General features: G+C 68.9%; 17 protein-coding genes and 1 pseudogene. 6 read left to right on the forward strand and 12 right to left on the reverse strand.

All coding sequences use genetic code 11. The annotated features are described in order from the left end of the window. Positions 1-6 precede the first annotated feature (6 nt). Positions 7-1,668, reverse strand: a complete 1,662-nt coding sequence (locus SM577_RS04995; RefSeq protein ID WP_474586387.1) for a glycoside hydrolase family 10-like protein — start codon at positions 1,666-1,668, stop codon at positions 7-9. Between the two features lie 320 nt (positions 1,669-1,988). Between SM577_RS04995 and SM577_RS05000 the strand changes: the two genes are divergently transcribed. After that, positions 1,989-3,482 (forward strand): amino acid permease, encoded by a 1,494-nt coding sequence (locus SM577_RS05000; protein WP_474586388.1) that lies wholly within the window; start codon positions 1,989-1,991, stop codon positions 3,480-3,482. Between the two features lie 246 nt (positions 3,483-3,728). Here the strand turns inward: SM577_RS05000 and SM577_RS05005 are convergent, their stop codons facing one another. The 5 genes from SM577_RS05005 to arfA are packed head-to-tail and all read right to left on the reverse strand — an operon-like array spanning position 3,729 to position 9,503. After that, entirely contained in the window at positions 3,729-4,742 is a 1,014-nt protein-coding gene (locus tag SM577_RS05005) for a glycoside hydrolase family 43 protein (RefSeq protein WP_474581437.1), read from the reverse strand. Continuing rightward, positions 4,739-5,620 carry a carbohydrate ABC transporter permease gene (locus tag SM577_RS05010; RefSeq protein ID WP_474586389.1) on the reverse strand — a complete coding sequence of 294 codons (882 nt, stop codon included), beginning with the start codon at positions 5,618-5,620 and terminating at the stop codon, positions 4,739-4,741. Before SM577_RS05010 ends, SM577_RS05005 begins: the two co-directional genes overlap by 4 nt. 10 nt (positions 5,621-5,630) lie before the next feature. Beyond that, positions 5,631-6,596, reverse strand: a complete 966-nt coding sequence (locus SM577_RS05015) for a carbohydrate ABC transporter permease (RefSeq protein WP_302919616.1) — start codon at positions 6,594-6,596, stop codon at positions 5,631-5,633. A 6-nt stretch (positions 6,597-6,602) separates the two neighbouring features. Further along, on the reverse strand, positions 6,603-7,928 hold the full coding sequence (locus tag SM577_RS05020) for an ABC transporter substrate-binding protein (RefSeq protein ID WP_302919615.1): 1,326 nt from the start codon (positions 7,926-7,928) through the stop codon (positions 6,603-6,605). Between the two features lie 60 nt (positions 7,929-7,988). Beyond that, positions 7,989-9,503, reverse strand: a complete 1,515-nt coding sequence (gene arfA / locus SM577_RS05025; protein ID WP_474586390.1) for an arabinosylfuranosidase ArfA — start codon at positions 9,501-9,503, stop codon at positions 7,989-7,991. 148 nt (positions 9,504-9,651) lie between these two features. Here arfA and SM577_RS05030 point away from each other — a divergent pair, with 148 nt between their 5' ends. Beyond that, on the forward strand, positions 9,652-10,659 hold the full coding sequence (locus tag SM577_RS05030; RefSeq protein ID WP_474586391.1) for a LacI family DNA-binding transcriptional regulator: 1,008 nt from the start codon (positions 9,652-9,654) through the stop codon (positions 10,657-10,659). 139 nt (positions 10,660-10,798) lie between these two features. On the opposite strand, the gene SM577_RS05035 is transcribed toward SM577_RS05030, so the two are convergent. The 3 genes and pseudogenes from SM577_RS05035 to SM577_RS05045 all read right to left on the reverse strand — a co-directional run bounded on the left by SM577_RS05035 (position 10,799) and on the right by SM577_RS05045 (position 13,755). Then, positions 10,799-11,524, reverse strand: a complete 726-nt coding sequence (locus tag SM577_RS05035; protein WP_474581441.1) for a methyltransferase domain-containing protein — start codon at positions 11,522-11,524, stop codon at positions 10,799-10,801. A 309-nt stretch (positions 11,525-11,833) separates the two neighbouring features. Further along, positions 11,834-12,079 (reverse strand): annotated as a pseudogene (locus SM577_RS05040) (hypothetical protein); the annotation flags it as partial. A 38-nt stretch (positions 12,080-12,117) separates the two neighbouring features. Continuing rightward, positions 12,118-13,755 (reverse strand): ABC-F family ATP-binding cassette domain-containing protein, encoded by a 1,638-nt coding sequence (locus SM577_RS05045; protein WP_302919611.1) that lies wholly within the window; start codon positions 13,753-13,755, stop codon positions 12,118-12,120. Between the two features lie 173 nt (positions 13,756-13,928). Here SM577_RS05045 and SM577_RS05050 point away from each other — a divergent pair, with 173 nt between their 5' ends. The 3 genes from SM577_RS05050 (at position 13,929) to SM577_RS05060 (ending at position 15,575) form a co-directional block, all read left to right on the forward strand. After that, positions 13,929-14,699 (forward strand): ROK family protein, encoded by a 771-nt coding sequence (locus SM577_RS05050; RefSeq protein ID WP_088996160.1) that lies wholly within the window; start codon positions 13,929-13,931, stop codon positions 14,697-14,699. An 89-nt stretch (positions 14,700-14,788) separates the two neighbouring features. Then, positions 14,789-15,157 carry a tetratricopeptide repeat protein gene (locus tag SM577_RS05055; RefSeq protein WP_302919610.1) on the forward strand — a complete coding sequence of 123 codons (369 nt, stop codon included), beginning with the start codon at positions 14,789-14,791 and terminating at the stop codon, positions 15,155-15,157. 163 nt (positions 15,158-15,320) lie between these two features. Further along, positions 15,321-15,575, forward strand: coding sequence for a Smr/MutS family protein (locus SM577_RS05060; RefSeq protein ID WP_013736060.1), 255 nt, complete (start codon positions 15,321-15,323; stop codon positions 15,573-15,575). 35 nt (positions 15,576-15,610) lie between these two features. Here the strand turns inward: SM577_RS05060 and SM577_RS05065 are convergent, their stop codons facing one another. Then, a complete protein-coding gene (locus SM577_RS05065) occupies positions 15,611-15,985 on the reverse strand; it encodes an HD domain-containing protein (RefSeq protein ID WP_474586392.1) in 375 nt (124 codons plus the stop codon). A gap of 13 nt (positions 15,986-15,998) precedes the next feature. Further along, the gene (locus SM577_RS05070) at positions 15,999-17,678 is read right to left on the reverse strand and encodes a hypothetical protein (RefSeq protein ID WP_474586393.1); all 1,680 of its coding nucleotides are present in this window, start codon (positions 17,676-17,678) and stop codon (positions 15,999-16,001) included. 760 nt (positions 17,679-18,438) lie between these two features. On the opposite strand from SM577_RS05070, the gene SM577_RS05075 reads away from it, so the two are divergent. Further along, a complete protein-coding gene (locus SM577_RS05075; protein ID WP_474586394.1) occupies positions 18,439-18,900 on the forward strand; it encodes a hypothetical protein in 462 nt (153 codons plus the stop codon). Between the two features lie 132 nt (positions 18,901-19,032). Here the strand turns inward: SM577_RS05075 and SM577_RS05080 are convergent, their stop codons facing one another. Then, entirely contained in the window at positions 19,033-20,256 is a 1,224-nt protein-coding gene (locus SM577_RS05080; protein WP_474586395.1) for a hypothetical protein, read from the reverse strand. Positions 20,257-20,490 lie beyond the last annotated feature (234 nt).

The following is a 20,490-nucleotide window of genomic DNA, read 5'->3' on the forward strand; positions in this document are numbered from 1 at the left end:
GGTGGGTCAGCGCACGAAGTGCGGCGGGCTGAGCGGGCTCTCGTTCGCCAGCCGGTCGAGCGCGGTCACGTAGTACGTGTAGCGCTTGCCGGGCTCGGCGGTGGTGTCCACCCAGGACTGCGCAGCGCCGGGGGTGGCCCGGACGGTGTCCACCAGGTGCGCGGCGTCGGCGACGTCGCACTTCCCGGCCAGGTCGTAGCCGTCGAAGCGGTAGATCGCGTACGAGGTGGCGGTGCCGAGCGGGCCCATCCCGTCGGCCGGCTGCCGCCAGCGCAGCCGGACCCCGGCGTCCTCCCGGGCCGACCCGGTGACCACCGGCATGAGCAGGGGCTTGGCCGGCAGGTGCGACATGGTCGGGATCAGCGCCGGACGGGAGTAGTGCTCGGCGGCGTAGATGTCGGTGGCGCCGAGCCGGTTCGCCCGGACCTGGACCGCCGAGAAGTGCACGTTACCCAGCACCTCCGGGTGCGACCGGTTCAGCGTCAGGTGGTTCGACAGCTCCTGCGGGTTCATCCAGAACGAGCCGTAGACCGGGTCGCCACTCTTGTAGTCGGCCTGTCCGATGTAGAGCTGCACCTTCGTGCCGCGGACGGTCTCCGCCCACCACGGCACCAGCCGGGCGTAGTCGGCGGCCGGGTACTGGCCGATGTACCAGTACAGCTGCGGCACCACGTAGTCGATCCACTCCTCCTTGACCCACTTGCGGGTGTCCGCGGAGATGATGTCGTACGACTGGCTGCCGGTGGTGTCCGAGCCGAGCGGGTCGGCGGAGGCGTTGCGCCAGATGCCGAACGGGCTGACGCCGAACTTCACCCACGGCTTCTCGGCCTTGATCTTGGCGTTCATCTCCTGGATGAGCAGGTTGATGTTGTCCCGCCGCCAGTCGGCCTTGTTGGTGAAGCCACGGTTGTACGCCGCGAACGTCGCGTCGTCGGGCACCTGGTGGGTGCCGCTCGGGTACGGGTAGAAGTAGTCGTCGAAGTGCACGCCGTCGATGTCGTACCGCTTGACCGCGTCCATCATCGCGGTCTGCACGAACTCGCGGACCTCTGGGACGCCGGGGTTGTAGTAGAGCCGGCTGCCGGCGACGCCGGCCGGCGGGTACGCGAAGGTCCACTCCGGGTGCTGCCGCGCCGGGTGGTTCGGGGCGAGCTGGTTGATGTCCGCGCCGGCGCCGCTCGGGGCCGGCATGGAGACCCGGTACGGGTTGAACCAGGCGTGGAACTCCAGGTTGCGCTTGTGCGCCTCCGCCACCACGAAGGCCAGCGGGTCCCAGCCCGGGTCCTTGCCGCGCACCCCGGTCAGGTACTCCGACCAGGGCTCGTGCGGGGACGGCCAGAACGCGTCGGCGGTCGGGCGCACCTGGACCACGACGGCGTTGTGGTTCAGCCGCTCGGCCAGGTCCAGCCAGCCCAGGTATTCCGCCTTCTGGGCGGCGATCTGGTCCGGCGCGGTCCAGGACGCCTTGGTGGGCCAGTCGATGTTCGTGACGGACGCGATCCACATGGCCCGGAACTGCCGCTTCGGCGTGGCCGGGTCGGTGACGCAGGTGGTGGTGGCAGAGACGTCGGTCGCCGCCGCTTCGGTGGCGTGCGCGGGGGTGCCGGCGACGAGCGCGCCGAGCAGTGCCGCGGCCAGCCCGGCGGCTCCGAGCCGAGTTGCCTTCATGCGGTGTGTCCCTTCGTGGGAATCCCGTGGCAGGTTTCATCGCGGCGCCCTCGGCAAGATTCGCCGTCGGCTATCTACCGCTGGTAGGAAATTTTCACACCAGGAGTGCCGCGCGCAAGGGGTCCGGGCCGGTTCGGTCCGTCCGTCGGATAGGCGGCGCTCCGCCCCTCGGCGTGACCTTTCGCGCTGTGACCACGGGCACACCTTCTGTGTTGACCGGGTTGACCCGAAGGATGGCGGTTGGCGGGGGTCCGCTCTGGGTACCGACGGCGGTCACCGGCCGCCACCGTGGTGGTCGGCGCGGTGGGAGGGGTGACCGGGTGTCCGTGCTGCGTACCAAACCGATCAAGGACGTGCTGGCGCAGAGCCAGGCCGGCGGCGCCGACGGCGGACCCGGGCTCAAGCGGCGCCTCGGCGCGCTCGACCTGACCGGGTTCGGCATCGGCATCGTCATCGGCACCGGCATCTTCACCCTCACCGGCATCGAGGCCCGGGACAGCGCCGGCCCCGGCGTGGTGATCTCCTTCGCCATCGCCGGCGTGGTCGCGCTGCTCGCCGCGCTCTGCTACGCCGAACTCGCCTCCAGCGTGCCGACCGCCGGCAGCGCCTACACCTACGCGTACGCGACCATGGGCGAGATCGTCGCCTGGATCATCGGCTGGGACCTGCTGCTGGAGTTCGCGCTCGGCGCGGCGGTGGTGGCCCGCGGCTGGTCCGGCTACCTCGCCGAACTGTTCGACCTGCCCGCCGCCTGGTTCGCCGAGGACGGCAGCGTGGTCAACCTCGGCGCCATCGGGATCGTGCTGCTGCTCGGCGTGGTGGCCATCGTCGGCATCCGGGAGTCCGCCCGGTTGACCAACCTGCTGGTGCTGGTCAAGGTGGGCATCTGCGTCTTCGTCGTGCTCGCCGGGGCGTTCTTCGTCAAGGCCGCCAACCTGACCCCGTTCGTCCCGGCGTCCGAGCCCGCCAGCGGTGGCGAGGACGGCATCAAGCAGCCGGTCACCCAGGCGCTGTTCGGCTTGGAGCCCTCGGTCTTCGGGTTCGTCGGCGTGCTCAGCGCCGCCGCGGTGGTCTTCTTCGCGTACACCGGCTTCGAGGCGGTGGCCAACCTGGGCGAGGAGACCCGCCGGCCGCGCCGGGACCTGACCCTCGGGCTGCTCGGCACGCTGCTCGTCTCCACCGTGCTCTACGTCGGCGTCTCGCTGGTGGTGGTCGGCATGGTGCCGTACACCGAGATCGACCGGGGCGCGCCGATCGCCGCCGCGTTCGAGTCGGTCGGCGCGGGCTGGGCCGCCGTGCTCGTCTCCATCGCCGCGGTCGCCGGCCTGACCAGCGTCATCCTGGTCGACCTGGTCGCGATGGGCCGGATCGGCTTCGCCATGAGCCGGGACGGGCTGATCCCGCCGTCGATCGCCAGGGTGCACCCGCGCTGGGGCACCCCGTACCGGATCTCGGCCATCATGACCGTGGCGGTCGCGCTGCTGGCCGGCTTCCTGCCGCTGTCCGCGTTGGCCGACCTGGTCAGCATCGGCGCGCTCTGCGCGTTCGTGCTGGTGTCGATCGCCGTGCCGATCCTGCGCCGCAAGCGCCCGGACCTGGACCGGCCGTTCACCGTGCCGTTCTCCCCGGTGCTGCCGATCGTCTCGGCGCTGGCCTGCCTCTACCTGATGCTCAACCTGTCGGTGGAGACCTGGCTGCGGTTCGGCGCCTGGATGCTCCTCGGCGCGATCATCTACTTCGGCTACGGGTACCGGCGGAACCGCCTCGCCCGTCGGTCCTCGTCCGCGCCCGCCTCGGAACCGGCTTCCGTCTGATCTTCGCGGTGGGATTCCGGTTCCGGGTGGGGTTTCCGGGGAGCCCGGCCCGCTCCGGGCGGTCAGGGCTTGATCCCTCCGCCGACCGGGCTCCCCGGAAACCCCTCGGTGGTCGCCCGCCGCTGGTCGGTCACGCTTCCCTGGTGTACGCGACAGCGCGGCGCCCGATCGGGTCGGGTGCCGCGCTGTCGGTTTCTCCGCTGACCGTTCTGCCTGCTGAGTGCCCTGCCTTCGCGGGGTCCTTGGTCAGGGCTTCTGCTGGGGCTCGGCGGTGGGGCCGTTGACCCGGGGTTTGCCGTCCTGCCAGGTGATCTCGTCGAGCCAGACCTGGCGGCCGGGGTCGGTGCTGCCCTCCTGGCCGGGCGGCCAGGCGTGGTAGAGCAGCCAGGTGCGGCCGTCCTTGACCACCATCGAGGCGTGCCCGGGGCCGGAGGCCACCTCGTTCGACTTCAGGATCGGGTTCTCCGGGGCCTTCACGCACGGGCCGGTGGGCGACTCGCAGACCGCGTAGCCCTCGGCGTACTCGGCGCGGTCGTAGGCGTTGGCGGCGAAGAAGAGGTACAGCCGGCCGTCCTGGCGGTGGAAGAACGGGCCCTCGATCAGGTTGCCCTCCCACGGCTCGGTCTGCTTGAGCAGCTTCGTCGGCTCGCCGACCAGGCGCAGCCCGTCGTCCGACAGGCGCTGCGACCAGAGCCAGGTGTCCACCCCGATGGCGTTGCCGTCGTTCTTCCAGAGCAGCCACAGGCTGCCGTCGGTGTCCCGGAACGGGCTCGCGTCGATCGAGCCGCCCTGCTCCGCCTGGCAGATCAGCGGCCCGGTCGAGTCGTCCCGGTACGGCCCCTGCGGAGTACTGGCGACCGCCCGCCCGACGCACTGCCGGCCCGACTCGCGCCCGGCCACCGTGTAGTAGAGCAGGAACCGGTCCGGCGCGAGTTGGATCGCCTCCGGGGCCCAGGTCTTCCCGGCGTCGGCCCAGCCGGGCAGGGCGGGCAGGGCGTCGCCGACCGGAGTCCAGTCCACCAGGTCGGGCGAGCTGAGCACCGGGACGTTCCGGCCGCCGGCGTTGGTGTGGAACAGGTACCAGGTGTCGCCCACCCGGATCGCCTGCGGGTCAGGCGCGTCGGTGCGTACGACCGGGTTGGTGAACATGCTCGGGTCGCTCCCGGTGCTCGTGGGTTTCGGGTCGTCGGCGCCGCCGCAGCCGGCGGCGAGCAGCGCGGCGGCGAGGACCGCCGCCGCGCCGCGCCCTCGGGCGATCATCCCTTCAGACCGCTGCGGGAAACACCCTGGATGATGTGCCGCTGGGCGAACACGAAGAGGATCAGCACCGGCACGCTGGCCAGCACCGCACCCGCCATGATCACCGGGTAGTCGGTCACGTAGGCGCCCTGGAGCAGGCCCAGGCCCGGCGGCAGGGTGAGCATCTCGGGGCTGAACAGCACGAAGATCGGCCAGAGGAAGTCGTTCCAGTTGGTCAGGAACGACAGCACCGCCAGGGTGGCCAGCGCCGGCTTGGACAGCGGCAGCACCACCCGGAGGAAGATCTGCCACTGGTTGGCGCCGTCCAGCACCGCGGCCTCCTCCAGCTCCCGGGGCAGGGAGAGGAAGAACTGCCGCAGGAAGAACACCCCGAACGCGCTGGCCGCGCCCGGCACGATCACCACCGTGAGGGTGTCGATCCAGTCGAGCGTGTCGACGATCAGGAAGTTCGGGATGATCAGCGAGGTCGGCGGGATGAACAGCGTCCCGACGATCAGCGCGAAGGTCACCCCGCGGCCGCGGAACCGCATCCGGGCCAGGGCGTACGCGGCCATCGAGGCGGTCACCAGCACCAGCAGCGCGTGCAGGGTGGCGGCCAGCATGCTGTTGAGGAACCAGCGCAGCACCGGGTTCGCCGAGTTGTTGACGATCTGCTCGTAGCCGTACCCGGAGACCGGATCGGGCAGCCAGGTGGGCGGGATCTGCTGGGCGCCGGCGTAGGTCTTCAGCGAGGTGATGACCATCCAGACCAGCGGGGTCAGGAAGACCAGGGCGAGCGCCACCAGGGTGGCGTAGAGCACGGTGCGGCGCAGCCCGGTGCCCGGGGCGCGCGTGGCACCGGCGCGCCGGTCGGCGGCGGTGCGCGTGGGTGTCGTCATGGCGGTCCCCTCAGTCTTCCCGGTAGCGGAAGAGGCGGAAGTTGGCGATGCTCACCACCGCCAGCATCAGGGCGAACACGATGCTCATCGCGGCGGCCCGACCGGCGTCGTTGTCCCGCAGCCCCTCCTCGACGATGAACCACACCACCGTGCGGGTCTCGGTGCCGGGCGCGCCCTGCGTGATGAGGAACGACTGGCCGAACACGTTCGCCGAGGCGAGGACGGTCGTGGTGATCACGAAGAGCAGCACCGGACGCAGCCCGGGGAGGGTGACGTGCCGGAACCGTTCCCAGGCGCTCGCGCCGTCCACCTTCGCCGCCTCGTACAGCTCGGCCGGGATGTCCTGGAGGCCGGCCAGGTAGATCACCGCGTTGAAGCCGGAGGTCCACCAGACGGTGACCCCGACCAGCGACACCCAGGCCCACGGCACGTCGGTCACCCACGGGGTGTCCGCGGGCAGGCCGACCGCGCCGAGCAGCCGGTTGACCAGACCCAGGTTGGCGTCCAGCAGGAACCGCCAGAGCAGGCCGATCACCGCCACACCCAGCACGTACGGCGCGAAGTAGATCGCCCGGAAGAAGGTCCGGCCGGGGAACGAGCGGTTCAACAGCAGCGCCAGCCCCAGCGGGACCACCACCAGCAGCGGCACCGAGAACACGGTGAAGATGGCCGTGGCCCGTACGCTCTGCCACCAGTCGCCGTAGACGGCCGAGTCGCTGGAGAACAGCTCCTGGTAGTTGTCCAGCCCGACGAAGGGCCGGTTGGGCAGCTGGAAGTCCCACTGGTGCACGCTGAGCCAGACGCCGAGCAGGATCGGCAGCAGGCCGAAGACCCCGAACAGCACCAGGTACGGGGCGAGGAAGAGGTACGGCGTCAGCCGCCCGGTCCGGCGCGCCGAGGCGCCCCGGCGGGCGGTGCCGGCCGCCGGGGGCGGCGCGTCACCACGCGCCGCCCCGACCTCGAGCACGTCCGCCACGGGTGATCAGCTCCCGTACTTCTTGCGGTTGTCCTCGAGCTGCTTGTTCGCCTTGGCCGCACCGTCGTCCAGCGCCTGCTTGGGCGACTTCTTGCCCAGCGCGGCCTCGTTGAAGGAGTTGTAGAAGGTGGTCATGACCTCGCCGAGGCCCGGGGCCGCCGGCGGGAAGGCCGCGTACTCCAGCTCCGGGGCGAGCGCGTTGACCTCGGTGAGCGCCTTGAACTCGGCGCTGTCCCGGACCGTCTTGCGGGCCGGCACCTGGCCGCCCTTGGCCCAGTCGAGGGAGTGCTGGCTGAGCCAGTTGATGAAGACCTTCGCCGCGGAGACCTTGTTGGCGTCGTTGGCCCGCTGCTTGACGATGGTGAAGTTGTGCGAGTTGGCCCAGGCCGCCGGCTGGCTGCCGATCTGCGGCAGGGGCGCCACGCCCCACTGGATCTCCGGGCTCTTCTTCAGGTCGTTGATCTGCCAGATGCCGTTCCAGTTGAAGGCGTTCTTGCCGCTCTTGAAGGCCAGGTAGTCGGCGTCCTGGCCGACGTTGGCCGGGGAGTGGCCCTGCTTGATCAGGTCGACCAGCCAGGTGCACGCCTCGACGGCCTGGTCGGAGTTGAAGACCGCCTTGGTGGCCTCGGCGTCGAACACGCTGCCGCCCCACTGGTGCACCAGCGAGTAGAAGGTCATGCCGCCGGTGAACTGGAACGGGCTGACCCAGAAGCCCTGCACGCCCGACTTCTTCAGCTCGGTCAGCGCGGCGGTGTAGTCGTCCTTGGTGGTCGGCGGCTTGTTCGGGTCCAGGCCGGCCTTCTGCATGACCGCCTTGTTGTAGTAGAAGCCGAGCGGGTGCATGTCCAGCGGGATGCCGTACCGCTTGTTGTTGTAGAGGCCGCCCTGCCAGACGGTGGGGGCGAAGTCGCCCTCGGAGAGCTCCAGGGTCTTGGCCACGTCGTCCAGCTCGGTGATCACGCCGCGCGCGGCGAAGGTGGCGAGCTGGTCCATGTGCATGACCGCGATGTCCGGGCCGTTGCCGCTGGAGGCGGCGCCGGGCAGCTTGTTGTAGTAGTCGTCCCACTGGTAGGTGGCGATCGACACGGCGATGTTCTGGTGCTCGCTGTTGAACTGGTTCACCAGCGTCTTGAAGATGTCGCCGTCGCCGCCGGTGAAGCCGTTCCACAGCTTCAGGTCCACCTTCGGGCCGGTGTAGTCCTTGCCACCGTTGCCCGCCGCCGGGCCGGACTCGTCGCCGCCGCCGCAGCCGGCCAGCGTGAGCGTGGCCGCGGCGCCGAGCCCGAGCCCGAGGCCGAGCAGCCGCCGCCGGCTCATGTCGTTCTGCATCATGGCTGGTATCTCTCCTTGGGGGACGGGGTGAAATTGTGCCTGGTCAGGGCCGGTCCGGCGTCAGGTGCCGGCAGGGGCGAAACGCAGCACGTTCCAGGAGACGGCCGGCAGGCGCACGGAGCACCGGCCGCCGTTGATGGTGGGGGTGTTCAGCTGCCGGGGCGTCACCCGGTCGGGCTCGGCCTCGGTGTTCGTCGCCGTCGGGTCGTCCCCGGCGGCGAGGCTCAGGTGGGATGAAGCGGACAGTCCTGCCAGGCCGCGCAGGTCGAGCTGGAGTTCCAGGTCCGTGTCGTCCCGGTTGACGGCGAAGACCGTCAGCTCGCCGGTCTCCTCGTCCCGCACGGCGACGGTGTCCAGCACCGGGACGTCGCCGTACCGCTTGGTCTCGTAGTGGGGGGAGACCGGCTCGGTGCGCAGCACGGTGCCCCGGGCGTAGCGGGCGGTCAGCGCGAACGGGTGGAAGATGCTCTGCCGCCAGGCCGGCCCGCCGGTCCGGGTGCGGATCGGGGCGATCACGTTGGCCAACTGCGCCTGGCAGGCCACGCCGACCCGGTCGGCGTGCCGGAGCAGGGTGATCAGCAGGTCGCCGACCACCACCGCGTCGACAGCTGTGAAGTCGTCCTCGATCAGCGCGGGGGCCTCCACCCAGCCGCGCCGGTCCAGGTCGGCCTGGAGGCGGGACTGGTACCAGACGTTCCACTCGTCGAAGGAGATCTTGAGCTTGCGGGTGTGCCGCTGCTTGGCGGCCACGTGGTCGGCGGTGGCCACCACCTCGCGGATGAAGTGGTCCATGTCGACGGCCGAGGCGAGGATGCTCGCCCGGTCGCCGTCGGACGGGTCGTAGTAGGTGTGCGCGGAGATGTAGTCGACGTGCTCGTAGGTGTGTTCCAGCACGGTCGCCTCCCAGGAGGCGAAGGTCGGCATGGTCCGGTTGGAGCTGCCGCAGGCGACCAGGCTGATCGACGGGTCGATCATCTTCATCGCCCGGGCGGTCTCGGCGGCCAGCCGGCCGTACTCGTCGGCCGTCTTGTGGCCGACCTGCCACGGGCCGTCCAGCTCGTTGCCGAGGCACCAGAGCCGCACCCCGTACGGCTCCTCGGCGCCGTGCTTGCGGCGCAGGTCGGACAGCTGGGTGCCGCCCGGGTGGTTGGCGTACTCCAGCAGGTCGCACGCCTCCTGCACGCCGCGGGTGCCCAGGTTGACCGCCATCATCGGCTCGACGCCGGCCGCGGCGGCCCAGGTCATGAACTCGTCCAGGCCGAAGGCGTTGGTCTCGATGGTCTTCCAGGCCAGGTCGAGCCGGCGCGGCCGGTCGCCGACCGGGCCGATGCCGTCCTCCCAGCGGTAGCCGGAGACGAAGTTGCCGCCCGGGTAGCGGACCACGGAGACGCCCAGTTCGCGGGTCAGCTCCAGCACGTCGCCGCGCAGTCCGCGCGGGTCCGCGGTCGGGTGCCCGGGCTCGTAGACCCCGCCGTAGACGCACCGACCCATGTGCTCTACGAACGAGCCGAAGAGACGCCGGTCGGCCGGTCCGATCGCGAAGGCCGGGTCGATGGTGAGCTGCGCGGTCCGCAAGGGGGTGCCACCTTTCCTGTTGCCGGTTCCCAGTGACCGCGGTCACCGGGTGTCCCTGGTTTCTACAACGTTGTAAGCAACGTTGTAAAGGGGCTGTAATGCGGTCGTGACACGGTAAAGTGCGGTCAGCAACTCGGGGAGGAAGTCAGTGCGGCACAGGCTCAAGGACGTCGCGGAGCGGGCCGGCGTGTCGGTGAAGACTGTCTCGAACGTCGTCAACGGCTACGTGCACGTGCGGCCGGACACCCGGGCCCGGGTCGAGGAGGCCATCGCCGAGCTGAACTACCGGCCCAACCTCTCCGCCCGCAACCTGCGCAAGGGGCGTACCGGCGTGATCGCGCTGGCGGTGCCGGAGCTGGACATCCCGTACTTCGCCGAACTGGCCCGGCACGTGGTCACCGCCGCCGCCGAGCTGGGCTGGACGGTGCTGATCGACCAGACCGGCGGCGGCCGCGAGCAGGAACGGGTGGTCGCCTCGGGGATCACCGACCACCTGATCGACGGCCTGATCTTCAGCCCGCTGGCGCTCGCCGCCGAGGATCTCGCCGGCCTGGACGGCACCCCGATGGTGCTGCTCGGCGAGCGGGTCGACCACGGCCCCGCCGACCACGTGGTGATCGACAACGTGGCCGCGGCCCGGGAGATGACCGCCCACCTGATCGGGCTCGGCCGGCGCCGGATCGCCGCCATCGGCTCGCAGCGCACCCCGGAGGGCGCCAGCGCCCGGCTCCGGCTCGCCGGCTACACCGCCGCGCTCGCCGACGCCGGCATCGACTACGACGAGCGCCTGGTGGCGCCCGCGCCGGCCTGGCACCGCGCCGACGGCGCGGCCGCGATGCGCGGCCTGCTGGCCTCCGGCGTACGCCCCGACGCGGTCTTCTGCTTCAACGACACGCTGGCGCTCGGCGCCCTGCGCGCCCTGCACGAGGCCGGCCTGCGGGTGCCCGAGGACGTCGCGGTGGCCGGCTTCGACGACATCGAGGACGGCCGGTTCTCCATCCCCACCCTCAGCACCATCGCGCCGGACAAGGAACGCATCGCCCGCCTGGCCGTCGAACTCCTGGCCAACCGCCTGGACGCCGACCCCACCGCCCCACCCCAGGAACTCTCCGCCCCCTACCACCTGACCCCCCGAGAATCCACCCTCGGCCCCTAACCCCCCTCCTCCCTCCCCCCACCCCCCACCCCCCGGACCCCCCGTTGATCATGAAGTTAGCGGCGTTTTCGATCTCCGAAAGCGCCGCTAACTTCATGATCAACCGTGCGGGATGGGGTGGGGTGGGGTGGGGTGGGGGTTAGGCGAAGAAGCGGGAGAGGTGGGTGGGGGGTGGGGGGTCGGCGTCGGGGGGGAGGGGGGTGAGGTCGGCGAAGATGGAGGCGCCGTCGCAGCCGGCGTGCAGCGGGTACCAGCGCGGGGTGCCCGGTGGGCGCTGGAGGCAGATCCCCTTGATCGTCTGTACGTCGAGCAGCCGGACGTGGGTCGGGTCGGCGACCGCGTTCACGTGCCCCCACCACGGGCTCATCACGTGCAGCACGCCGCCCGGCCGGAGCACCCGGTGGCACTCGTCCACCAGCGGCAGGAAGTCGATCAGGTGCTCCAGGATGTGCACCGCGAAGAACACGTCCACCGAGTCGTCGGCCAGCGGCAGCGAGCCGGAGAGGTCGGCCACCGCGTCCACCCCACGTGCCGGGTAGATGTCCAGCCCCAGGTTGCCCGGCCACTGCTTGGTGGCGCCGCAGCCGAGGTCGACCACCACCGGGTCGCGGCCACCGACCCGCACCCGACACCAGACGGCGAACACCCCGGCCAGCCGACCGACCAGGTCCCGGACCAGGCGCAACTGGGCCGGCTCGGCGACCTCGCCGCTGAGATGCGCCACCCCGCGGTCGAAGCGCACCTCGACCGCCAGGTCCCGCAGCCGGACATCGTGCCGGACCTGCTCCGCCCACGCCTCGGCGAGGAAACCGTCGACCGCCCGCAGCCGCTCGGCCGAGGGCGGAGTCTGTGCCATCGCGACCATCGGCCCACCTCCGGCCGCCCGTTACCCGCATCTCCGTCCGGTATGCCTGGCCGCCGCTCTCCGCGACCAGTCCGGGATGGGGGCGGCCGGCGGGCCACGCGCGGTCCGAGGCGGACGGCAGAGGCCAACCGAGGCCGGGCCGATGGAACCGGAACCCGGCGGCTGGCGTGCTGCGGCGGAGGCTGGCGCGCTGGGACGGCGGCTGGCGTGCTGCGGCGGAGGCTGGCGCGGCGAGGGTCAGCCGGTGACGGTGCGGCGTTGCCGACCGCCGACGCGCATCCGCTGTCGTGGCGGCGGGGCGACCGGCTTCGGCCGCTTGAGGTGGTAGCGGTGCAGCTCGTTGTTGCCGGGCAGGGACGGGTCCTCGCTCATCGCGACCAGCTCCCAGCCCTGGTCACCGGCCCGGTTCAGGTGGGCCAGCGCGGTGTCGCCGTAGGGCGTCACGTCGACCATGGAGCCGTCCGGGCCGTACCAGACGAAGACCACTTCCCAGCCGATGTCGTTGGTGGCGGCCTGGCGTCGCCGGACCAGCAGCGCGTACTCCCACTTGAGCATGGGGTCATTCTCGCCCCGCGGCGGCCGGCCGGCACGGATCAATCCTCGGCGATCCGTCCCGCGTCCACCCGCAGCCGCCGGTTGGTCGCCACCGCGGCGAGCATCCGCCGGTCGTGGGTCACCAGCAGCAGCGTGCCGGGGTAGCTGGCCAGCGCGGACTCAAGCTGTTCGATGGCGGGCAGGTCGAGGTGGTTGGTCGGCTCGTCCAGCACCAGCAGGTTGACCCCGCGGCCCTGCAACAGCGCCAGCGCCGCCCGGGTCCGCTCGCCGGGCGAGAGGGTGGCCGCCGGGCGGAGCACGTGCTGCGCGCGCAGGCCGAACTTGGCCAGCAGGGTCCGCGCGTCCGCCGGCGACAGCTCCGGTACGGCGGCCCGGAACGCGTCGATCAGCGGCGCGTCGCCGAGGAACAGCCCACGGGCCTGGTCCACCTCGCCGACCACCACGCCGGGGCCGAGGCTGGCCTGCCCGGAGTCCAGTGGCAGCCGGCCGAGCAGGGCGGCCAGCAGGGTGGACTTGCCCGAGCCGTTCGCCCCGGTCACCGCCACCCGGTCGGCCCAGTCGATCTGGAGGTTCACCGGCCCGAGGGTGAAGCTTCCCCGGCGTACCACCGCGTCGCGGAGCGTGGCCACGACGGCGCCGGCGCGGGGCGCGGCGGCGATCTCCATCCGCAGCTCCCACTCCTTGCGCGGCTCCTCGACCACCTCCAGCCGCTCGATCAGCCGCTCGGTCTGCTTGGCCTTCGCGGCCTGCTTCTCGGTCGCCTCGGCCCGGAACTTCCGGCCGATCTTGTCGTTGTCGGTGGCCTTGCGCCGGGCGTTCTTGACGCCCTTCTCCATCCAGGCCCGCTGGGTCCGGGCCCGCGCCTCCAGCGTCGCCCGGGTCTCGGCGTACTCCTCGAAGTCGGCCCGGGCGTGCCGGCGGGCCACCTCGCGCTCCTCCAGGTAGGCCGCGTAGCCGCCGCCGAAGTGGTTGACCTGCTGCTGGGCCAGGTCCAGCTCCAGCACCCGGGTCACCGTGCGGGTGAGGAACTCCCGGTCGTGGCTGACCAGCACGGTGCCGGCCCGCAGCCCGGTGACGAACTGCTCCAGCCGCTCCAGCCCGGCCAGGTCCAGGTCGTTGGTCGGCTCGTCGAGGAGGAAGACGTCGTAGCGGCTGAGCAGCAGCGATGCCAGCCCGGCCCGGGCCGCCTGGCCGCCGGAGAGCCCGGTCATCGGGTGCTCCAGGTCGACCGCGAGGCCGAGCTCGGCGGCCACCTGCTCGGCCCGCTCGTCCAGGTCGGCGCCGCCGAGGGCGAGCCAGCGCTCCAGCGCCTCGGCGTACGTGTCGTCGGCGCCGGGGGTGCCCGCGCTGAGCGCCTCGGTCGCCGCGTCGAGGGCGACTTGCGCGTCGGCCACCCCGGTGCGCCGGGCCAGGAAGCCCCGGACCGTCTCGCCGGCGCGGCGCTCCGGCTCCTGCGGCAGGTGCCCGACGGTCGCGGTGGGCGGGCTGAGCGTCACGCTGCCGGCCTCCACCGGCAGCAATCCGGCGAGGGTACGCAGCAGCGTCGACTTGCCGGCCCCGTTCACCCCGACCAGGCCGACCACGTCCCCGGGCGCGACCACCAGGTCCAACCCCGAGAACAGCGCCCGGTCCCCGTGCCCCGCGGCCAGCCCCTTGACGATCATCGTCGCGCTCATCAGCCCGCCACCCTACCCCGCCCCACCCCCTCCCACCCCCGGCTTTTCCCGCCCACTCCACTCGGCGGTCTTGCAGTTCGCGCCCGGGCATGTCGGCCGGAAAGCCGCATATCGCGGGCACAAAGTGCAAGATCAGTGCGGAGATCCGGGGTGGAGCGGGCACACTGCTCGGCGTGGTGACCACTCTGGCGATCGACTGTGGGGGCGGCGGGATCAAGGCGTCCGTCCTCGACGAGGCGGGGACGATGCGGGCACGGCCGCTGCGGGTGCCCACGCCGTACCCGCTGCCGCCCGCGCTCTTCGTGAAGACGCTGCTCGGCCTGGGCGCCCGGCTGCCCGCAGCGGACCGGCTGACCGTCGGGATGCCCGGCATGATCCGGCACGGGGTGGTGGTGGCCACCCCGCACTACGTCACCCGGTCCGGCCCGCGCAGCAAGGTCCTGCCCGAACTGCTCGCCGAGTGGTCCGGGTACGACGCGCGGACCGCTCTCGCCGAGGCGTTCGGGGTGCCCGCGCTGGTGCTCAACGACGCCGAGGTGCACGGCGCCGGGGTGGTCGCCGGGACCGGCTGCGAGCTGGTGCTGACCCTGGGCACCGGGCTGGGCAGCGCGCTCTTCGACGGCGGGGTGCTCGCCCCGCACCTGGAGCTGTCGCACGCCCCGGTGCGCTGGGGCACCACCTACGACACGTACGTGGGGGAGCCGGAGCGGCGCCGGCTCGGCGACGCGTTCTGGTCGCGGCGGATCCGGCAGGTGGTGGACGGGCTGCGCCCGGTGTTCCGCTGGGACCGGCTCTACCTCGGCGGCGGCAACTCCCGGCTGATCCGGCCCGAGCAGCTGGCCCGGATGGGCGACGACGTGGTGGTGGTGCCCAACAGCGCCGGCATCGTCGGCGGCGTCCGCGCCTGGGAGCTGGCCGCCGGCCGGCACGACGCCACCGCCTGAGGCCCGGGCCCGTCGGGGAACAGTCGCGGTACGGCCGGTGTTGTGCCAGCGTCGGAGGAGTGGCGGCGTGACACGAGGGGGTGGGTGCGATGGATCTTCTGGCCGAGTACCGGCGGGCGAACCTGTTCTTCGAAGCCGGTGACCCGACCGGAGCGGCCCGGCTGCTCGAACCGATCGTCGAGGCCGAGCCGGGCAACGCCGCGGTCCGCCAGCTGCTGGCCCGGGCGTACTTCCAGTCGGCCCAGCTCGGCCGGGCCGAGGAGCAGCTGCGGGAACTGGTCGACCGGGACCCCAGCGACCATTACGCCCACCACGTGCTGGGCCGGACGCTGGAGCGGCTGAACCGGCCCGCCGACGCGCTGCGGCACCTGCGCATCGCGGCGGCGATGCACTCGGGCAACGACGACTACCGCACCGCACTGCGCCGGGTCGAGACCCGGGTCGCCGGCGGTCGGTGACGCGGAGACCGGGCGACGCGCCCGGGGTGTGGTCGCATGGACGGGGCAGCTCGACAGGGCTGCCCCGACCTGTCTCCGCCGCCCGCCCGATCCGCACCCGGATCAGCCGAAGCGGGCGGCCTACCATCGAGTCCATGGGACCTGACCTGCCGGTGGGTGCGGCGTGAAGCTGAAGCTGGACCTGCACGACATCTTCAACAAGGGCCACGACATCGACCGCGCGCTGCGCGGGATCATGGACGAGGCGGTGGCGAAGAAGGCCACCCTCGTCGAGATCATCCCCGGCAAGGGCTCCGGCCAGCTGAAGAAGCGGGTGCTGCGGTTCCTCGACCAGAAGGACGTCAAGCAGCTCTACCACCGGGTCGAGAAGGACTCCAAGAACTTTGGCCGCCTCTTCGTCCACTTCCGCTGGAAGTAGCGGCGGCATGGCGCTTGACCTGCGCTTCTAGCCGCTCACAGGGCCGCTGGGCCATGATCATGCCGTTTCCAGGCCGTCAACGGCTCCCGGTTCGTCGTCGGCCGCCTGGACCTCGCCGAGCGCCTTGTCGATGGCACTATCCCTGGCGCGTACCCGATGTCATGGAGCCACGCGGCAGCGACCGCAACCTCGACATCGGCGTCTGCCTGCGGCGCAAGTCGCTCAACTTTGGTGGCTACTGCTCTGACATGGCGCCATCGGCGTGGCAGGTGACTTGCGAGTTGTTGCTCGGCCACGTGGGAGGCCTCACGGAGGGGAACGTCATCCATTCGTCGATCGTACTGCCTATTGGTGACAGCCGATAGCCGATAGTGACCTTTGGATGTAGTCCAGGACGTTGTTTCAGCCATGGTGGCGGCAGATCTAGTCCACCAGTTTCATCCTCATCTCAAATGTGCTTCCGGAGGACGGTTTGAGGGTGAGCAATCCGCCGGATCCACTGGCACCGGGCGCCACGGACATTATGGCCGAAGGAAATAGGACCTGCACGTCGGCGAGGTGAGCTTCCTCAGTTCCCAGCCGAAGCTTCAGGGGAGTTACCGTCGTGAGCATGGTTGGGCCTTCCGGAAGCTCCGCGTCAATGCTCTCCATGCCGATGGAAGCCGAATCCACTATTACCTTGACTTCCTCGCCCTGTAACAGTCGGGCAGCGCGATGCACCTCCCCTACATAGGAAGGAGTCAGCTCTTCCTCGGTGGGCATAAGGACTTGGATGGTCGTGTGTTCCTGAATGACTGCCAGAGCCTCAGCTAAGCGGTACACCCCTGGTGGGTAGGGAGCGAACTCAACCGCTGGTAGTGGATCGAAGCGTACAGGTCCGGCGAGAGCGGCGAACCGAACTCGATTCGGGCTGGAAATCTCTTTCAGTAACCGGACCCCGTTAATGATGTCTACAATCGGCCGGCCCTCGATCTCACAAGCGCTCAGGTTTAAGTTGACGGTCTGCGATTCAAAGTCCGTCAACAACTCAATGGTGAAGCAATCTCCCTCTTCCCTACCGTGAGCCCTTGCACCTCGCCTAGTTGGCCCCGTGAACGGACCCTCCATTAAGAGTCGGCCTTCGGCTGCAACTGAACCGTCCGGGCGGACTGCCTGCATCCGGATACGATAAGAGCCGGATGGTCCGGCCAGCGCGATTTTGACGGTGCCGTTTTCAAAGGTGCCGCCTAGGCCGCCCGGCAGGTCGGCGCTGAACTTGGCGGAACCAGGTACAGACATAAACGGTATGCCGAACTTCTGAAACTGCTTAAGGCCGTGCTCAGTATCGCTGCCGGGCTCAACAGGGATTTGAACCTTGAACGAGACTGGCCGTTCTTCGAGTGCTTCCTCAAATCGAGCGTACACCAAATACGTGATCGAACCTTTATCGGTGCCGGAAGTGGAGGCAAAGACCAAGTCATCCGTCGTGTCGATAGCGCTAGGCGTTTCTTCTAGGCGGATGTCGTATCGATAGTGCGGATCGACGCTGTTTAGCAAGCGATAAGCGCCGAGTAATCCCGCTCTTGCCTCTGCGGGTGACATTGGAGTAGTGGAGGTCGTTTGTGTGGTTGTCTGATAGAGGCTCATGGCGGCCGCCAAGTCCTGCATAGCCTTAGTCAGTCGATCTCTACCGTCACGCAAGTAGTAGTCGATGACGTCGGGATACTTTGCGGCCAAGGCGTCGACGAATATGAGCCCGTCCCAGTGGCACTGGAAATCTGCATGCTTTGTTAGCTCATGCAGCCATTCCAAGTTTTCATTTGTGGGATCGAGGGGTAGCGTCAAGTGCCATTCCCGTACCGGCAAACCCACTTCTTCTGAGTGGGTTTGAATCCTTTCAAACGACCTTCGGATCTGGGCCTTCTCGCTGCTACCTAAGTTGCTGGCAAACTTCTTCACTTGATAGATCGCGATTCCGTCGTCCAGCGGGACTCGAACATCGATACCTCCGTCGCCAGCGGACGGTCGAATCCGTTGAGCATTCGGGAACTCGCGGCACAGTAGGACGCTGACCACGTGCTCGACTTCCTCGCCACTCAGGCGAGTCCACTCCACTCGGGACACTCGGAGCTCCTCATGGTCGTTGGGCCAGAACCCCGTATCGGCCCCTTCGCGGACGGGAAACGTTGCGCCAGTGTCTTCTGTCTCGTCATGAATGGCCGGCTTTAGGCGGCATGTGGGCGCCTTCGCTGCCTGGGCGCATAGTATGTGAGAACTTTCTGTACGAGATCAAGGCGGCCCGCGTCGCGGGCCGCTCGCGCCGCCGAACCTGGGCCGGGCCGACGGCCCGCCGCCGCGCCTCTGGCCTTCGGCCGCCAGCGCGTCGGTTGCAGCCCGCCGGCGGCGCGACATACGACGAAGCCCCGGGCCGCCATGGTCTCGATGGCAGTTTCCGGGGCTTCAGTTCGGTCCAGCAAAGGAGCAGTGCCTCCGGCGGGGCGCTCGGCCACTCTGGGATGGTTGGCGCCATCCCGACAACCTCCGTCCGGGCGAAGCCGAGTGGGTGGGGCCTGCCCGGTCAAGGTCGTTCAGACGGTGGTGTGCTCCACCTTGACCGGGCAGGCCCCACCCACTCCACGGAGTGCGGACGAAGGCCGACGGGATGGCTACGGGGCGGTGTCAGCTGGTACAGCGCCGACCGGTCTGGTTGCTGGCGCGGTCAGCCGAGGCGAGGTCGGGCAGATTGTGCCAGGCTGCGACCATCGTGGTCATGAACGACTTCTGAAGGGGAGCCGCAAGCGCACTTGTCGGTGCCATCGTGGGAGGGGTCGCTAGTTGGTTGGCTGCGTCCGTCCAGGTACGAGGGGCGATTCGGGTTGCAAAAATGCAGGTTGAGGACAATCTCGAAGCACAGCGCATCCTGCGCAGAGAAGAGTTACAGCGGGAAGCGATAATCGCCTACTCACACCTCGCGGACAAGCAACACAACGCTATCCTTGAGTTAGCTAAGCTGCATTCTCACGAACCGCTTCCGGGTGGCTCTTGTCCCGATCCGGTTCGCTGGCCTGAGATGGAGGAACTTATCACGGAATCTGACCGGGTGAAGCGCGCCTATAGAGCTTTCCTGCCCGCAGAGCCGGCCAGGGAACTTGAGTATGTCGAGGACGCGATGTGGGACACCACTTCACGCTTTCCGCGGTTCAACCCGACAGTGCTAGGCGAGCCCGACGAGACACGGTGCGATTGGGCGAGGGCTCTTGAGGGTGCCTTGATCAGGCTCGACTATGCGACTATGTGCCTTGAAGCGCGGCTGGAAGGGCGGCCTTTACCAAAGCGGCGCTACTAGCGGACCCGCGCCTTGACGGAACAGCAGCAAAGGCAGAACCAAACGGCACCGGCGACGACCACGGACAGGCCGGCAACCAGCCACACCAGTCAAGCCGATCCGCGTTGTCATATCACGGTAATAAGGGCAAGCCTACGGCTGATGTCTCGCTCGATCTTCGTCACCTTCCCCGAACGAGGCAAGTATTGATTGCGGAGTCGTATTTGTTGCCATCGACGCCATGTGGAGTAACGTCACTCCCAAGTTGATCGTCCCAGTCAGCACTGGCTCAATGTCCCCGTCCTCATCTATCAGTTGATTCACCGTATCGAAGAATGCTGGCGAAGGGCCGCCTTCATGCAAATGCGCGCTTAGCACCAAGGATCCGCGCTTCATCCGATACCGGCCCTCGGGTGACATGGTTGGTGGGCCGGGCCTAACGAATTCGTCTGCACGTCGGAATGGAGCGAGCAGGTCGCCTGTCGGATCTACCGCCTCAAGCTTGGCGATGGTACCCATCGGCAACAGCATGGGCGATATTTGGTAACCGCCCAGGTCGTTCGGTGTTAGACAGAGAAGACATGGCTGCGCCGTCTCAACGGTCATTCGATCGAGGTATCGCCGAACAACTGGAAGTGTTTGAAGGCACTCCCTCACGTCAGTTGCAACGGTGGTTTGCAGGATGTCGTCGAGGTGAGGCATGGCCTGACTAATCAACGGAAGTAGTTCAAAGGCCGGCTCCATTGCGGCCAAGTCGGCTCGAACTTGCGGACCCCAGTTGAAATCGCGCAACAGGTCGTCTCGATTGAGGCGGAAAGAAATCCGTTGGCGCAATCCCGCCACTCGCTCCTCTTCCGTGGGCGCATCAAGATGCACGCTGCTAATGGGTAGGCCGCAGTGAGTGGCATAGTTCCTGAGCTTGTAGAGAAAGCGATATGCAACGGAAGAGTCGAACGCTCGGCTGCACGCCGATTTGAAGTCGATGAAGTGAGTGGAGGTTTCACCAAATGTTCGCTTGAGCCACGTTTCCTCATGGTCAAGAAATAGCCGGACGACGTTTAGCCAGTTAATGCAGGCATTCATGAACCCGATCGCCGCATCGCGGGGCTGGATGCGTCCTCGCTCCCGAGGCAAGCCGAACAGCCTCAAATAGTACGTGTTTAGCGATTCTATTTCCTCGTAGTTGCGGGCCACCAGCTTAAAGATGTCGCGTACCCCAAGTCGCAGTAGGGGCTTAAGCGCCTCCTCAAGTTCCTTGTACTCTGCCGCGTCTAGCTCAACATCGAACCGGAAGTTCAACTTTGCGCCCTGGGTGCCTTCTTCCAGGGCGGCTAGGCCGTAGGCGGGACGGTCAGCCCTTTGAGGAGGCGGGGTCATTTGCCTAACGTAAAGCTTGGTGAGCGGCAAGGGAAGCGCAAAAGGTGCCTGCCTCCGGGTGGCCGGTAGCTCGCCTGACTGGCGCCGGGGTCGCCGGTGCATGTCCGGGCAGCCTGCCTCAGTCAAGACCAACGGGTACAGATCCGCTACAACTGAGAGCAACTAGCGGCGACAGGCGTTGGCAAGTGTCGGCAGGCCCCACCCTGGTCGCAGCGTTGGACGGTCCGATTGATG

Source organism: Micromonospora desertarenae, from assembly GCF_056150265.1.